We start from the raw sequence: 13,288 nt of genomic DNA, 5'->3' as shown, positions 1-13,288 counted from the left end.
GAGACGGTCCCCGGGGTGTCGCGGGTGGGCCGGTCACGCCGTCGGTCGGGCGGCCTGCCGGCGGCCTGGCGGACGCGCGTCGCATGTGATATTTCCGCGCGCCCCGGCCTCGATATTCAAGTGAGCGTACGGGAGTTGCTGCGTAGGGTGACGAGTGTGGACCCCGCTGACTTTTACACCGGCATCGTCGCTGAGATATACGGACCGCTGAAGTCCTTCTCCCAGGACCCCGAACCCTACGCTGCCTTCGTTCAGCAAGCTGGCCTTCCCGCACTGGAGTTGGGGTGCGGGGACGGTGATCCGCTGCTCGAGCTGCGTCGACGTGGCCTGGACGTCGACGGCGTCGACTCGTCCGCCGACATGCTGGAGCGGCTGCGACGCCGGGCAGGCGAACAGGGCGTCCGCGTCACCGTGTTCCATCAGCGCATGGAGGCTTTGAACCTGCCTCGCCGCTACGGGGCGATCTTCCTCGCCGGGCCGACCTTCACCCTGCTCCCCGATGACGCGACAGCGCTGGCCGCTCTACGCGGCATCCGTGCTCATCTGGTCGACGGCGGAACCGTGTTGGTGCCTCTGTTCACTCCGGCTCCGACCCCTGCGGAACAGATCGGCCTGGCACGCACGGCCGTCGGATCCGATGGCGCCGAACTCCGGTTGTCTGTCGTCGCCGAGCAGCGTGATGAGGCAGCCCGGACACAGACGACGCTTCTGCGCTACGAACGCCACCACGGCTCGGACAGCGTAGTCGAGGACCGCCCGTGGACGATGCACTGGTACACCCGGGAGCGGTTCGAGGAGCTTGCGGCGACCGCCGGCTTGACCGTGACTGCGGTCACCGATTCTGACGGCACGCGGGTTTCCGCTGACGGCGCCGATGTGCTGCACTTCCGGCTGCAAGCTGCCTGACCTCCTCGCCGTCGAGGAGTACAGCAACGTCCGCTTCTGATTTCGGCTTCGGGCCTCCGTTCGTCCCGTGGCGGGCCCGCTGTTGCCCCGCCAGGCTGTGCGCTGCCTCCTCAGGCTGTTGACGTACCCGGAACTGTGGCTTCCACCACGGCGGATGTGGTGTTGTGCTGCTGAGATCGCTGTGGGTCGTCCCAAAGACGATGCCGTCCGACGACAAGTCTGCGCAGCCCGCGTCTTGTCCGGACGGTGCACAGGAGGAACGGCCGAAGGCCTACACGCGGGCGCCCCGGCCCGTGACCGGTGATGAGCTGTGCGAGGTGCTCAACCGGCCGGACCTGGCCCAGCTCCTCGGAACGCCCGGAGAGACCGCGACCACCGTTTCCGGGACCAGCAATACCGCACCATTGACCGACGGGAGGGTCCCCCAACCGGAGGCCGAGGTCGCGTTCGACACGTACACCGTGAACGTCTCGGTGACGTACAACAAGCTGTCCATCGACGAGTACGTGAAGCTGATGAAGTACGGGAGTGAGAGAGACATCAGGACGGTCGGTGCGCGTTTCAGGACCGCGCCGACCTGTCCGGTACCCCCGGGCATCACGATCTTCACCGGCTACCCCTCCTTCGTCCGGGTGAGCCTAGACCAAAGAATTGAACATGTTCAAAACCGCGTCGTCGACGGTCCCCATGTCTGTTTGCGGCGAACTGCCTCCCTGCCCGGGGGCCATGTCTACGCTGGCGGCATGACCTTGGTGTGGGCGGGTCGGCCGAGAACGAGGCCGACGTCCTCGATCTCTTCGACCTCATCGCGTGCCTGGTGATCGACGAGGCCACCCTTCGCCACCGGCTCGCGACCCGCACCACGAACCCATTCGGTCAGCATCCCGAAGAGCTCGCGGCGGCGCTGAAGTGGAACCCACGGATGCGACCGATGTACGAAGGCCGTGGGGCGATGATCATAGACGCGTGTGAACCGGTGAGCGAGGTGGTGGACAGCGTGGTCGAGGCAGTCCAGGGGCTGGGGGGGCGATGCATAGGCGTCGATGTGGTGGGCTGCGGTCTCACATCGACCAAGATCAGGCGTAGTTCGGCCCAGTAGGGTCGGAGCATGACGACATCCCTTGCCGGAAGTGCCTTCGACTCGCTCCAACTCGACGCCGTGCGCGATCAGAAGGCGCTGCGCAGGGCCTATGAGGTCCCCGGCGACGCGGCCATACGCAAGCAGATGACCGAACTCACCGAGCAGACGAAGCGGTTGATCGGCTGCTCATCGCTGGTGCTGGTCGCCAGCGCGGACGCCGAGGGCAATTGTGACGTTTCCCCGCGCGGCGGCCCTGCCGGGTTCGTCGCGGTCCTGGACGCGCGGACGGTGGCCATACCGGACGCGACCGGCAACAAGCGTCTCGACACCCTGCAGAACATCATCGCCACCGGACGGGCCGGACTCCTGTTCATCATTCCGGGGCGCACCACGACGCTCAGGATGAACGGCCGGGCCTGCGTCTCCACCCGCCCGGAGTTGCTGTCACAACTGACCGCCGTGGGCAAGCCGCCGGCCAGTGCACTGGTGGTCGGGGTCGAGGAGGTCTACCCGCACTGCCCCAAATCGCTGCTGCGCAGCGGTGCTTGGAAGCCCGAGCAGTGGCTGCCGGCGGACGCGCAGCCGACCTCGGCCGAGGTGACGCTGGCGCAACTGCGGACGCCGGGGCTGACGATCGCCGACATCGAGCAGGCCGAGGCGGATTCGCTGAAGTACCGGTACGAGTGACGACGTGGCGGCCTTCCGGCTGGGGCGGCTGCGGATCGCCGTTCCCGTTCCAGGTGGCCGCCGGCGGCACCGCCCGGGCAGGCGGACCTAATGATCGGAGTAGCTGAAGTCACCCACTGTCCAGGCGCTGACGTCCTCGATGGCGACGCGGTACATCCCGCCTGTCTCCGGGATACCCACGGTGCCCTGCAGGATCCGGGCGACGTGGAAGTGCAGATGGGTGGGCGGCCCGTCCCCTTTCGTTGCGGCGTCGAAGACCGCGGAGAACTCGCCCAGGTCGGCGGAGTCCGTCAGCACCTCCGAGACCCTCTGCCTCCACATGGCTTCTGGGGCCAGCCGACCGGTGATGACAGCACCACCGGTGACCACGGTCAGTGACATCTGACTGCTCTGCCCGGACTCCACAAGGGCGGCGATGTCAACGATCAGCTCGTCATGCTTCGACATGAGACCTGATTCTATCCACCCCCGCCCGGCGGGCGGCTACGGCCACGGCGCTGAGCCGGGGAGCGCGCCTGTGCTCGGCTCCGCCACGCAGGCGGCCGTGATCCGCGAGCGGCACGCGGACAGCGCACGTTACGCTCGCACCGCCCCGACCTGGCTGCCACAGGAAGGACAGCAGTAGAGCGTCCCCTTCTGTACCTCGACGTCGACGGCCCGCTCAATCCGTACGCCGCGAAGCCCGAGCGACGGCCCGAGGGCTACACCACGTACCGGATGAAGCCCGAGGGGTGGATCGCTCAGCATCCGGGCGAGCCCCGCGCCTATGTGAAGCCGCTGCGCGTGTGGCTCAACGGCGATCACGGCACGGGGCTGAGGAAGCTGAGCGAGAGGTACGACATGGTGTGGGCGACCACGTGGGAAGCGGAGGCCAACACCTTCATCTCGCCCGTGCTCGGCCTGCCGGAACTCCCCGTCGTCACTTGGCCTTCGCCGCCGAAAGCGGAACCGGACGGCACGTTCTGGAAGACGCGCCCTCTGCTCGCACATGCCGGCAGCCGGCCTTTCGCATGGATCGACGACGAACTGGGCGAACCTGACCGGGCCTTCGTCACCTCGCACCACCGTGCACCCGCGCTGTTGCGGCGGATCGACCCTCGGTATGGGCTCCTCGACGACGACTTCGCCGCCCTTGAGGCCTTCGCCTGCCGTCTGGCTGCTCCGACCGAGTGGCCGCGGCTCGGTCGCCGCGGACTGATCGGGTGAGTGCCTCGGCGCTCACTACTTGCCGGCGTCCTCCGCGAGGGTGTGGGCGACGAGGGCGTTGGCATGGCCGTGTCCCAGACCGTGCTCGGACTTGAGCCAGTTGACGAGCTCCATGTGCTTGCGACTGACGCGCACCGTAGGGCATGTCGGTCGGCGTGGTGGCAACTCGGCGCCGACGGCCACTGCTGTCGTGGTCAAACTGTCCACGTCCGGGACGTAGACATGCAGCGCAACCGACGTCGCAGTCCGGTCGGGAGCCGAGAGGGGAGCGTCGGCGTCTCCGAGCATGAGCGTGGAGCCGTGGATGCGGATCTCGGCGTGCGTGATCCGCCCAGCCTCGCCTTCGAGCCGGAAGAGTTCGGCCGCACCGAACGCTTTCGCGTAGAAGTCGACGGCCTCAGCGGCGCCATCGACCATGATGTGGGGGATGACAGCCTGCTTGTGGTGCTCGGGTACCTCCATGGGGATCACGGTAGGGCCGGCTGCGGCGCTGGATATCGGGCCGCGGCCTCACCCTGCCCAGGACCTTGGGCTTGGGGTCTCGCTCAAGTGGGCTCCTGATGAAGGCACGTCACAGCGGCCTCGCCTCAGCCGATCGCACCGACTGCACCCGGTGTGTGCGGAGACGAAGCCAGGGGCGGCGGGCCATTCGGGGCAACGGCGGGCGTCGTGCGGTGAGGCGCGGGGGGCGCGGTCCTACATTGGGGCGTCATGACAGACGTACCGCCTGATCACGCTCTCGGCCCGGGACGGCGCAGCGCCCTTTCCGGGATCCTCGGCGTGGCGGGGGCCACCGTGTTGGCCGCGGGATGCACTCCCACGCGGGCCTCCACCGCGCAGGCTCCCGCCCGGAGCTCTGCTTCCGTCGCCGCCGGTGGGCCGACGCCCGGCGTGATGACGCTCTTCCACGACCCGGAGTTCAATTTCGGCGGGCTCCTGGCTCTCGGTGGGGCCGATCAGGGCAGCGCCGACGTGGGCGAGGTGCTCACCGCGGTGAACACGATCAACAAGGCGGGGCTGTCGGCGCAGAGCTATGTCGACACCTTCAGCAAGCTCGGCGATCGGCTGATGAAGGCGCCCGAGGGCGGGCGTCCTGACCGGGAGACCACGCGCTTCCGGGCGTTGAGAGCGTCGCAGTACTACGCCCAGGCGCTCTTCTTCGTCCTCGGCTCCCGGGACCCCGGTCGCGAGGAGGGCCTGTACAAGGCGTGCCGCGCCGCTTGGGACACCTTCTGCAGGCTGTGCGACCCGGCGCCGGTGACGGCGAAGGTCGCGTACGGGAAGACCCCCATGCCCGTATGGCTCTTCCGCCCCGACGCCTCAGGGCGGCGTCGCCCCACCGTGATCCTCACCAACGGCAGCGACGGGCAGAACGTCGACATGTGGACGTACGGTGTCGCGGCCGCCCTGGACCGGGACTTCAACGCCCTGGTCTACGACGGTCCCGGCCAGGGGCAGATGATCTTCGTGGATCAGGTGGTGTTCAGCCCGCGCTGGGAGACCGTGGTCACGCCGCTCGTGGACTGGCTGACGGCCCGTTCCGACGTGGACGCCGACAAGATCGCTCTCACCGGGCTGAGCATGGGCGGCGACCTGGCTCCCCGCGCCGCGGCCTTCGAGCAGCGGATCGCCGCGTTGGCGGCGATGCCCGGATGCCTGAACCCGTGGCTGGGGTTCGGGGAGCTTCAGAAGGTGCTCACCCCTGACAAGGAGGAGACCAACACCATCTGGAACAAGGAAGTCGCGCCCCAGCTGTCGTCTGCCGAGGCCGCGACGGTGAAGAAGCGCTTCGAGCCCTTCTCCGTGCCGGCGATGCTCGCCGCCCGCCAGGGCAAGATGTTCACCGACTTCTACACGCCCGCCAAGCTCATCCAATCGATGGACATCACAGACGTGGTGGGCCGGATCAAGGCGCCCACCCTGGTCCTCGACTACGACTTCGAGCAGTTCTATCCCGGCCAGCCGCGCCAGATGTTCGACAAACTGACGGCTCCCAAGGAGTACCTGAAGCTCACCGCGGCGACCGGCGCGCAGCTGCACTGCTCGCCGATGGCTCCCAGGCAGCACTGCGAGGTCGTCTTCGACTGGCTGCAGGAGACACTCCAGGGCGGCTGACCCCGCGAGCGCGGTGCCGGGCCGGGCTACGTCCCCCCGGCACCCGGTCGGTGGCGTAACCCCGGCCCCAAGCCGCCTGCCGGAGCCGGTAGCCGAGTTCGGCCTCGTCCGGCGGGCCCTGCCGCTCGGGGCGGAGACAGAACCAGCCGATGAACGCTCCGCCGTCCTTCTCGTGCGCGGCGAACAGTCCGAGGTCGCCCCGCCACCTCTCGTAGCCGGCGATGATGCGGGGAAGGCGGCTCTCGCGGATGACCTCCGGGGCGGTCGGAGTGCCCCCGGTCAGAAAGCGCATCACCGCGGGGTCGCTGTCCAGCTCGATCAGCAGGTCCGCGTCGGCGGCGGTGAAGCGACGCAGGGTCAGACGCTCGGTCTCCGAGTAGATGTACACAGAGCGGATGACGGCCAAGGTCGGTCGTCCGGTTCAACGGGTTTGACTGCGTACCTTCGGCGACCTCGCGATGCGCGGACCGTCACGTGCCAGGATTCCCTTACGCCTGTGGACAGCCGAAGTCAGCCTGAGATCATGACCCCGTGAGCACACCACCGGACGGGTTGCCCGCCTACCGAGTTCTGACCGGCCCTGACGACGAGACGTTCTGCCGACGGGTGAGTGAGGCGATCGGGCTCGGCTATGAGCTGCATGCCGGCCCCGCCGTGACGTTCGACGGCGAGAGGGTCGTGGTCGCTCAGGCCCTGGTGTGGCCGACACGGTCATGACTGCCGTCTCGCGCGACGTCCTTCACATGGTCCGCGTCGCGGGTCGTTTCAGGCTTCGGTTCGGCGCCTTTCATCAGTTCGTCGGCTGACCATCTTGTGTGAATCGATCGCGTCCGTTCGGACGTAGTTGTGGCGTGTCCACTCGTGCCCGCTCCTCCCCGTGGTTTGAGTGATCCCGTCTTTCCGGTCGATCCGTGGCGCCGTTTCCCGGCGCGCTGGATGGATCGCCGGGTCCGCCGGGGTCCTTGTGGGAGGTTCAGTGAAATCGTCGAGGTGGTGTGCCGGCGTCGTTGCCGCCGTCGGGCTGTCCGGTTCGCTCGTCATGGGTGCGTCCGCCCCGTCGGCCGCGGCCGGCCACGGTGGTGGAGCGGAGACCCCCGAGGCGGCCCGGCCGAGCGTGTCGGCACCCGCCCCGGTCGGGTCGCTCGCGCAGTCCGGCAACGGGCACGACGGGTACGGTGAGCCGAGCGCCTGCAAAGGCCTGGTGCCGTATCCGATCCTGGAGGCGTACCGCCGGTACTACTTCTGCGGTGACTGGCGGCTCGGCCCCCGGCAGTTGCCGGACCGCGGCCCGGTGGGTGACATCCTCAAGGGCTACAACCGGCTCGGCGGCCTCACCGCCGTGGAGTTCCTCGACCGGTGGTGGAACCCCGCCGCCGATTCCGGCCAGGGCGACTGGCGCTATCCCGTGGACGACGGCTTCGCGCACAACGCCCAAGGCGGTGTGATCGCGGCGGCGTTGGTGCTCCACGCGGGGCAGGACATGATGCTCGACCGCTTCGGCAACGAGGCGGGCCGCTTCCTCGCCCCGGCGGGCACGAAGTACGGGCTGCGGGCCCTTCCGCCGTCGAACCTCAACACCTCGGACCCCCGCTACCCGCACGACTACCACCTGTACCGGCTGGCCAAGGACGTCACCGTGTGCGCGGGCCCGCAGGCGCCGGCGTTCGAACAACCGGGCACCGGCACCCAGTACGTGACGTCGAGCAAGTTCTGCCCGGACATTCCTCCCACGCGCGTGATCGACCTGGTGAACAACGGCACCCTCGTACGGCTGAAGACCACGCAACCGTCCACGCCGTGATCGCGACGCTCCCGAGGGAAGGATCGCTTCATGGACCGGTTCGAGTTGTGCCGCGCCCTTCGGGCGGCCGGGGTGCCGGAGGCGTACTACGAGATCCAGGACTGTCATCGCGCACCCCATCCGGCCGACCGCTACTTCCTCGAGGAGCGCGGTGGCATGTGGGTGGTGGGCGTCCACGAGCGGGGTTCGCGGGACGTGCTCGAACGGTTCACGGACGAGGACCGGGCGTGCCGGTGGCTGCACTCCCGGCTGACCGAGGAGGGGCCGCCGCCCGTCCCGCCCACTGCCGAGGAGATGGATCGGCTTCTGCGCGACAGTGAGGGGATTCAGCGCCGGGCCCGGGAGGCGCTGGAGCGGGCTCTGGCCGAGTCCCGCGACCGGCCCGCCGAGGGGCCTCCCCCTGAGAAGCCTCGCACCTCCGAGCATCCCGCCGACGGGGGTCGTACGCGACCCCCGTCGGCGGGATGACACCGCCCCCACCCGTGGCGGGGCCGCGTCACGCGACCGCGGTGCCCTCGAGTTCGACCATCAGGGCGGGGATCGCCAGCCGCGTCACCCCGAGCATCGTCGTGGTCGGCGCCACCCGCGCTGCACCCAGCCGCGCCGCCAGCACGCCGTAATGCTGGAAGAGCAGGTCGACGTCCGTGGTGTAGACGTTGAGCCGGACAAGATGCGCGAGGGACATGCCGGCCTCGCTGAGCACCGCCTCCAGATTGTCGATGCTCAGCGTCAACTGCGCGGCCATGTCGCCGTCGTGCCGGGGCTGGCCGTCGGCGCTCATCGCTGTCTGCCCCGAGATGTACAGGGTGCGGCTGTGCCCGGAGACCACCTCACCCTGGTTGAATCCCAGCTCCGTCGACCACGTCACCGGGTTGACCGCTGTTCGTACCATCGCCACTTCAGCTCCGTTCACATCGTCAGAAGTCCGTGCGTACGCCGTCAACTCATATGCCTGGCAACGGTGTTGACGTCGTAGGCATGAGCCTTCCGCCGAATCACGACATCCTCTGTCAGGTATCTCGCTAGTGTTCTCGCATGCGAGCCGACCGGTTGGTCTCACTTGTGCTGCTGCTCCGCCGGCACGGCAGGCTGACCGCGGACACGCTGGCCCGCGAGTTGGAGGTCTCGACCCGCACCGTGTTGCGTGACATCGAGGCGCTGTCCGCGGCAGGTGTGCCCGTCTACGCCGAACGCGGCCGGCACGGCGGTTACGCGCTGCTGCCCGGTTTTCGGACGGAGCTCACCGGGCTGAACCACGACGAGGCCCTTGCTCTGCTGACGGCCGGATCGGGGCGCGGCGAGCAGGTGCTCGGCCTCGGCTCGGCGCTGGCTTCGGCGATGCGGAAGGTGTTCGACGCGCTGCCCGAGAGCCATCAGGCGACCGCGAGCGACGCGGCCCAGCGTTTCCTCTTCTCCCCTGAGAGTGACCTGCTCTCGCGCCGGCTGGTCTCCGACGAGGTGCCGGACGCCATCATGATCGAGGTGCGGCGCGCGGTGCTCGCCGGACACAAGCTGCGCATCCGATACGCGGCCACGGGCCAGGCGCCCCGGTGGCGCACGGTCGACCCGATCGGCCTGGTCACCGTACGCGACCGGGGCTATTTGCTGGCCACGAGGTCTGGTGAGGACCGCACGTACCGCCTGTCGCGGCTGTCGGCCGCCGAGGAACTTCCCGAGGCGGCGCAGCGGCCGAACCGGGTCGACCTGGACCGCGTCTGGCGGGAACGCTCCGCCGGGTTTCTCTCCGGTGGCGACCACATCACCGTGCTGCTGCGGGTGAACCCCGAGCGGAGGGAGGAGTTGCTGGACACGGCGCTCGCCGTTCGCGCGGAAGAACCCGGCGCGGACGGTCGGCTGCGGCTCGAGGTGACGTTCCAGGACGCACGGCACGCCGAATGGGCGCTGTGGCAGCTGGGTACGGACGCGGAAGCCCTCACCCCGAGATCGCTGCGAGCCGCCCTTCGTGACCGGGCGGCCGCCGTTGCCGCCGTCTACTCGGACTCGTCCGGCGAGTGAGAAGCCGCCTGTTGACGCTGGCCGGGCTCTTGCTCAAGGAGTTCGCTGTTCGACGACCAGTGGGCTCTTCACAGCGGGGACTCATGCGGTCGAACAGGGGCGAAATGCCCGTCATCTGCTGCCGCTTCTGGCAGAGTCGACGCTTGGTCGAGGGCTGCGAGGCCAGGAGTGTGCCATGCGCGACGGACGAGGCGGTTGCGGCCGGGACAGGGGCCGGGGCGTCCCGGGCACCGAGGGCGCGGGACCGTTCACCACGCGGCTGACCTGGCGCCTTCCCGGGGGCGGCACGGCGGTGTGGGAGTCACGAGCTGCCCGGCGGCGGGGCGTCATCACCGTGCGCGCGCCCGGCGCGTCCACCGGTCGGCACGCCACCGCCGACGAGGTCTCGATCCGCCGTCTGCGCCGGCTCAACGCCGTCGCCGCGACCGCCTTCGTCATCGGCGGAGCGCTCTTCGCGGCCGGGGCCGGCATCGCCCAGTTCGGCTCCGGGGACGCCGTCTCGGCTGCCTCGGTCTACTTCGCCGGCGGCTTGTTCTTCAACACCGGCGGCTATGTCTCGCTGCTCCAGGTCGTCAACGCCCCCCGCCATGTGCCCGGCGGCACGGGCAGGCTCGTCACGCGCGACTGGCGCTGGTGGAGCTACGAGCCGACCCGGGTGGACTGGCTGAGCGCGTTCGTCCTGTTCGCCGGCACACTGGTGTTCGCCGTCGACCTGCTGGACTCCTTCCTACAGGGTTTGAGCGTCCGGCAGATCAACCGGTTGATCTGGGCCCCGGACGTGATCGGCTGTGTGCTCTTCCTGGTCTCCGGTCATCTCGCGTTCGTCGAGATCTGCCACGGCCGGGGCCGCTGCGTGCGCCTGCGCAGTCTCGGGTGGTGGATCGTCGCCGTGAACCAGTTCGGCTCGGTTCTCTTCATGGTCTCTGCTCTCGCCGCCTACACCCGTCCCGTCACCGGCAGCGTGATCAACGCTGACATCGCCGACTGGGCCACCCTTCTCGGTGCCGTGTGCTTCTCTCTCGGAGGCGTGCTCCAGCTCTTCGAACGCCCGTGACGGGGGCGGTGTCGAGTCCGCGTGCCTCAGGACGGCTCGGACGGTCATGCTGGAGGGGCCAGTCGGAGGGCCGTGTTGTGCAGGGCTACAGCCAGAGGGTGCGTCAGTTGCCGGCCCATCCGGCCCGCCTGGCGTGCGGCCCGGGCCACGGCCTAGGTGCGGGGGCGGCGTTGGGCGTCGTGCCGAATGAGCGCCGACTCGACGGTGGGTGCGGTGGCGAGCGCGGCGGCCAGTGTGGCGGCGTCCTCCAGTGCCTGGCACGCCCCCTGGCCGAGGTTCGGGGTCATGGCGTGTGCCGTGTCGCCCAGCAGTGCGATGCGGCCCTGGGTGAAGGCGGGCAAGGGCGTTGCCAGTTCACGGATGTCGTGGTGCAGGACGGCGTCCGGCCGGGTCGCTTCGAGCAGCGCGGGGACCGGGTCGTGCCAGCGGCGGAACCGGCGGCGCATGACGGCGAGCACGTCCGTGTGACGGATGCCGGGCGGCGAGTCGAGCACCGCGTGCCATTCGGCCCTGCCGTCGGGGAAGGCGATGTGGCCGAACTCCGCGCCTTCGCCCCCAGGTCAGTTCGAAGTCGGTGGCCATCGTCACCGGATGCTCGGTGACGGCACGCAGGACCGTCGACCCGGCGTACACGGGGCCGGGGTGGCCGGGGAACAGCCGGCCGCGGAGCCGGCTGTCCACGCCGTCGGCCGCCACGACCAGGTCCGCGTCCAGGACGCCCTCCTCGATCGGCACGCGCGCCCGCCCGGGGTCGGAACAGTCCACGGACGTCACCTCGGTCCCGATGACCAGGCACCCGGGCGGCAGCGCTTCACGCAGCAGCCGGTGCAGTACGACCCGCGGGATGCCGACGATCGGCGTGCCCAGCTTGCGCTCCAGCACGGCCCCGTCCATACGGGCCAGCCAACTGTCGCCGGGTGTGCGGGTGCCCCCGGTGTACTGGGGGCGCGCGGCGGCGCGCACCGCTCGGCCGACGCCGAGGACGTCCAGGGCGCGGAGGCCGTTGGCGTGCAGGGAGATGCCCGCACCCACGTCGGCAAGGACCCGGGCCCGTTCGACGACCGTCACCTCCCAGCCGGTCCGGCGCAGGCCGATCGCCGCGGCCGGCCCGCCGATACCGCCCCCGACCACCACCGCGCTGCGGACCGTGCCTGACCTCTTCTCCAGCATCCTGCTCCTTCCGCCCCAGGCCTCTTCGGCGAAGCACCGGCGGTCAGCCGATATCCGCGCGCATCTGGCCACAGGCAGCCGACTCGCGAGCAACAGCAACCCGGCATGCCCCACCGTGTACTTGCCCCATTGCCGAACTCAAGGAGATCACCATGAGAACGAAGCTGAGGGCACTGCTGGGTGCCTCCGCCGCCACGGTGACGGTCGTCGGCACCATGCTGGCGGGAGCCGGAACGGCCCATGCCGCCACGCTCTACGGCTGTCCGTCCGGCGCCGTCTGCGTGTACGCCCAGGACCAGCCCGCGAGCAGCAGCACGCTGACCCATGCCTATTACTCCTACGGAGCTCACAACCTGGCCAACCAGGAAGGTTGGCACTGGGTGATCAACAACCAGACCGGTGGGGCCAGCGCGACCATGTGTTACGGCTACAACGGAGGCAACTGCACGGGCACGACGATCGCGGCGGGGAGTTGGTCCGCGCAGAACCTCTCTCCCATCAACTCGATCAGGCTCAACCGGCCGTAAAGCCCGGGTACTTCCAGCCACGGGAAGCTGTCCGCTCCGCGAGTTCTTCGCGTGGGGCGGACAGCTTCAGGTGATCCCGGCGGATACGTGGTGACAGGTCGGTCCGCTGTTCCGGCGGCGGCGATCCACCTCGCGCCGTTCAGTCAGTCCAGGCCGCCTTCGTCCAGGACTGGTGAGGGCCTCGGTGATCAAGCGGGTGGCGAAGTCGTGGTCTCCGGCGATTCTGTTGGTGCGTTCGGCGAACAGGACGGCCGTGGCTTCCAGGGCGTTCGTCTCGTCGTCGGTCCGGGTGCCGTAACTGTGCGCGCCAGAGGCTGGGGCTCAGGCCGGTGCCCGCGGCCGCGAGACGCCGGTACTGTCCGGGTGCTCGCGGCGGTACATTCGGCGCGGTGCGTGACGGAGGGCTCCAGGCTCCTGGGGCCGGTCACGCCGGGGGGCGATGCCGATGATGGTCGGGTCGGCGGACGAGTGGCGGGTGCTGTTGCTGTACCCCGCAGTGCTGTGGGTGCTGTCCGGGCCGTTCGCCATGGTCTCGCTGGGAGTGTGGTCCGCCTCCAAGCCGGGCCCACGGGCCCGGTTGTCGTCGCTGCTGGTCCCGCTGGTGCCGGTGATGACCTCGGCGATCCCCATGATCTTCCCGCTGAGGAGGAAGTCGTACGACTGCGCCGGCGGATCCAGGGTGCCGTCGACCCTCATCGGCGGTCCCACCGGCGCTGTGACTGACG

General features: G+C 69.4%; 16 protein-coding genes and 3 pseudogenes. 12 read left to right on the top strand and 7 right to left on the bottom strand.

Annotation, left to right across the window (positions count from 1 at the left end; all coding sequences use genetic code 11):
• Positions 1–156 precede the first annotated feature (156 nt).
• The 4 genes from ACIOC0_RS05595 (at position 157) to ACIOC0_RS05580 (ending at position 2,674) form a co-directional block, all read left to right on the top strand.
• Positions 157–906, top strand: coding sequence for a class I SAM-dependent methyltransferase (locus tag ACIOC0_RS05595; RefSeq protein ID WP_402152716.1), 750 nt, complete (start codon positions 157–159; stop codon positions 904–906).
• 200 nt (positions 907–1,106) lie between these two features.
• Positions 1,107–1,727 (top strand): DUF6215 domain-containing protein, encoded by a 621-nt coding sequence (locus tag ACIOC0_RS05590; protein WP_402153235.1) that lies wholly within the window; start codon positions 1,107–1,109, stop codon positions 1,725–1,727.
• Positions 1,661–2,005, top strand: coding sequence for a hypothetical protein (locus ACIOC0_RS05585; protein WP_402153270.1), 345 nt, complete (start codon positions 1,661–1,663; stop codon positions 2,003–2,005). Before ACIOC0_RS05590 ends, ACIOC0_RS05585 begins: the two co-directional genes overlap by 67 nt.
• A 9-nt stretch (positions 2,006–2,014) precedes the next feature.
• On the top strand, positions 2,015–2,674 hold the full coding sequence (locus ACIOC0_RS05580) for an MSMEG_1061 family FMN-dependent PPOX-type flavoprotein (protein WP_402152714.1): 660 nt from the start codon (positions 2,015–2,017) through the stop codon (positions 2,672–2,674).
• A gap of 87 nt (positions 2,675–2,761) precedes the next feature.
• Here ACIOC0_RS05580 and ACIOC0_RS05575 read toward each other — a convergent pair whose 3' ends face one another.
• Positions 2,762–3,121 (bottom strand): hypothetical protein, encoded by a 360-nt coding sequence (locus ACIOC0_RS05575; protein ID WP_402152712.1) that lies wholly within the window; start codon positions 3,119–3,121, stop codon positions 2,762–2,764.
• 150 nt (positions 3,122–3,271) lie between these two features.
• Here ACIOC0_RS05575 and ACIOC0_RS05570 point away from each other — a divergent pair, with 150 nt between their 5' ends.
• The gene (locus tag ACIOC0_RS05570) at positions 3,272–3,880 is read left to right on the top strand and encodes a hypothetical protein (RefSeq protein ID WP_402153233.1); all 609 of its coding nucleotides are present in this window, start codon (positions 3,272–3,274) and stop codon (positions 3,878–3,880) included.
• A gap of 15 nt (positions 3,881–3,895) precedes the next feature.
• Here the strand turns inward: ACIOC0_RS05570 and ACIOC0_RS05565 are convergent.
• Positions 3,896–4,000 (bottom strand): annotated as a pseudogene (locus tag ACIOC0_RS05565) (DUF4287 domain-containing protein); the annotation flags it as partial.
• Positions 4,001–4,111: 111 nt separating this feature from the next.
• Positions 4,112–4,297: pseudogene (locus ACIOC0_RS05560) on the bottom strand (VOC family protein); the annotation flags it as partial.
• Positions 4,298–4,591: 294 nt separating this feature from the next.
• Here ACIOC0_RS05560 and ACIOC0_RS05555 point away from each other — a divergent pair.
• Entirely contained in the window at positions 4,592–5,995 is a 1,404-nt protein-coding gene (locus tag ACIOC0_RS05555; protein ID WP_402152710.1) for an alpha/beta hydrolase family protein, read from the top strand.
• Here the strand turns inward: ACIOC0_RS05555 and ACIOC0_RS05550 are convergent.
• Complete coding sequence (locus ACIOC0_RS05550; protein WP_402152708.1) at positions 5,892–6,383, bottom strand: GNAT family N-acetyltransferase; 492 nt, start codon at positions 6,381–6,383, stop codon at positions 5,892–5,894. The two genes, ACIOC0_RS05555 and ACIOC0_RS05550, sit on opposite strands and share 104 nt — an antisense overlap.
• A 143-nt stretch (positions 6,384–6,526) precedes the next feature.
• Between ACIOC0_RS05550 and ACIOC0_RS05545 the strand changes: the two genes are divergently transcribed.
• The 3 genes from ACIOC0_RS05545 to ACIOC0_RS05535 all read left to right on the top strand — a co-directional run bounded on the left by ACIOC0_RS05545 (position 6,527) and on the right by ACIOC0_RS05535 (position 8,264).
• Positions 6,527–6,712, top strand: coding sequence for a DUF1737 domain-containing protein (locus ACIOC0_RS05545; protein WP_351098128.1), 186 nt, complete (start codon positions 6,527–6,529; stop codon positions 6,710–6,712).
• Positions 6,713–6,971: 259 nt separating this feature from the next.
• Complete coding sequence (locus ACIOC0_RS05540) at positions 6,972–7,796, top strand: TNT domain-containing protein (RefSeq protein WP_402152706.1); 825 nt, start codon at positions 6,972–6,974, stop codon at positions 7,794–7,796.
• A gap of 30 nt (positions 7,797–7,826) precedes the next feature.
• Positions 7,827–8,264 (top strand): hypothetical protein, encoded by a 438-nt coding sequence (locus ACIOC0_RS05535; RefSeq protein WP_402152704.1) that lies wholly within the window; start codon positions 7,827–7,829, stop codon positions 8,262–8,264.
• 28 nt (positions 8,265–8,292) lie between these two features.
• On the opposite strand, the gene ACIOC0_RS05530 is transcribed toward ACIOC0_RS05535, so the two are convergent.
• Positions 8,293–8,688 (bottom strand): RidA family protein, encoded by a 396-nt coding sequence (locus ACIOC0_RS05530; protein WP_402153232.1) that lies wholly within the window; start codon positions 8,686–8,688, stop codon positions 8,293–8,295.
• A gap of 143 nt (positions 8,689–8,831) precedes the next feature.
• Here ACIOC0_RS05530 and ACIOC0_RS05525 point away from each other — a divergent pair, with 143 nt between their 5' ends.
• Together ACIOC0_RS05525 and ACIOC0_RS05520 are read left to right on the top strand one after the other, a co-directional pair.
• Positions 8,832–9,812 carry a helix-turn-helix transcriptional regulator gene (locus ACIOC0_RS05525; RefSeq protein ID WP_402152702.1) on the top strand — a complete coding sequence of 327 codons (981 nt, stop codon included), beginning with the start codon at positions 8,832–8,834 and terminating at the stop codon, positions 9,810–9,812.
• A gap of 175 nt (positions 9,813–9,987) precedes the next feature.
• Entirely contained in the window at positions 9,988–10,866 is an 879-nt protein-coding gene (locus ACIOC0_RS05520) for a hypothetical protein (RefSeq protein WP_402152700.1), read from the top strand.
• Positions 10,867–10,869: 3 nt separating this feature from the next.
• Here the strand turns inward: ACIOC0_RS05520 and ACIOC0_RS05515 are convergent.
• Positions 10,870–12,036: pseudogene (locus ACIOC0_RS05515) on the bottom strand (FAD-dependent monooxygenase); the annotation flags it as partial.
• Positions 12,037–12,188: 152 nt separating this feature from the next.
• Between ACIOC0_RS05515 and ACIOC0_RS05510 the strand changes: the two are divergent.
• The gene (locus tag ACIOC0_RS05510) at positions 12,189–12,563 is read left to right on the top strand and encodes a hypothetical protein (protein ID WP_402152698.1); all 375 of its coding nucleotides are present in this window, start codon (positions 12,189–12,191) and stop codon (positions 12,561–12,563) included.
• A gap of 321 nt (positions 12,564–12,884) precedes the next feature.
• Here the strand turns inward: ACIOC0_RS05510 and ACIOC0_RS05505 are convergent, their stop codons facing one another.
• On the bottom strand, positions 12,885–13,259 hold the full coding sequence (locus ACIOC0_RS05505) for a hypothetical protein (protein ID WP_402152696.1): 375 nt from the start codon (positions 13,257–13,259) through the stop codon (positions 12,885–12,887).
• Between the last annotated feature and the right edge of the window lie 29 nt (positions 13,260–13,288).

It is taken from the genome of Streptomyces sp. NPDC088254 (genome assembly GCF_044740925.1).
Classification (GTDB): domain Bacteria; phylum Actinomycetota; class Actinomycetes; order Streptomycetales; family Streptomycetaceae; genus Streptomyces.
Note: the sequence above shows the minus strand (reverse complement) of the source record. Positions and strands in the feature narration are given on the sequence as shown.

Coding starts and splice junctions, on each gene's coding strand:
- ACIOC0_RS05530 (WP_402153232.1), bottom strand. CDS start 8,688: ATGGTACGAACAGCGGTCAACCCGGTGACGTGGTCGACGGAGCTGGGA.
- ACIOC0_RS05510 (WP_402152698.1), top strand. CDS start 12,189: ATGAGAACGAAGCTGAGGGCACTGCTGGGTGCCTCCGCCGCCACGGTG.
- ACIOC0_RS05580 (WP_402152714.1), top strand. CDS start 2,015: ATGACGACATCCCTTGCCGGAAGTGCCTTCGACTCGCTCCAACTCGAC.
- ACIOC0_RS05535 (WP_402152704.1), top strand. CDS start 7,827: ATGGACCGGTTCGAGTTGTGCCGCGCCCTTCGGGCGGCCGGGGTGCCG.
- ACIOC0_RS05525 (WP_402152702.1), top strand. CDS start 8,832: ATGCGAGCCGACCGGTTGGTCTCACTTGTGCTGCTGCTCCGCCGGCAC.
- ACIOC0_RS05555 (WP_402152710.1), top strand. CDS start 4,592: ATGACAGACGTACCGCCTGATCACGCTCTCGGCCCGGGACGGCGCAGC.
- ACIOC0_RS05590 (WP_402153235.1), top strand. CDS start 1,107: ATGCCGTCCGACGACAAGTCTGCGCAGCCCGCGTCTTGTCCGGACGGT.
- ACIOC0_RS05520 (WP_402152700.1), top strand. CDS start 9,988: ATGCGCGACGGACGAGGCGGTTGCGGCCGGGACAGGGGCCGGGGCGTC.
- ACIOC0_RS05505 (WP_402152696.1), bottom strand. CDS start 13,259: ATGAGGGTCGACGGCACCCTGGATCCGCCGGCGCAGTCGTACGACTTC.
- ACIOC0_RS05575 (WP_402152712.1), bottom strand. CDS start 3,121: ATGTCGAAGCATGACGAGCTGATCGTTGACATCGCCGCCCTTGTGGAG.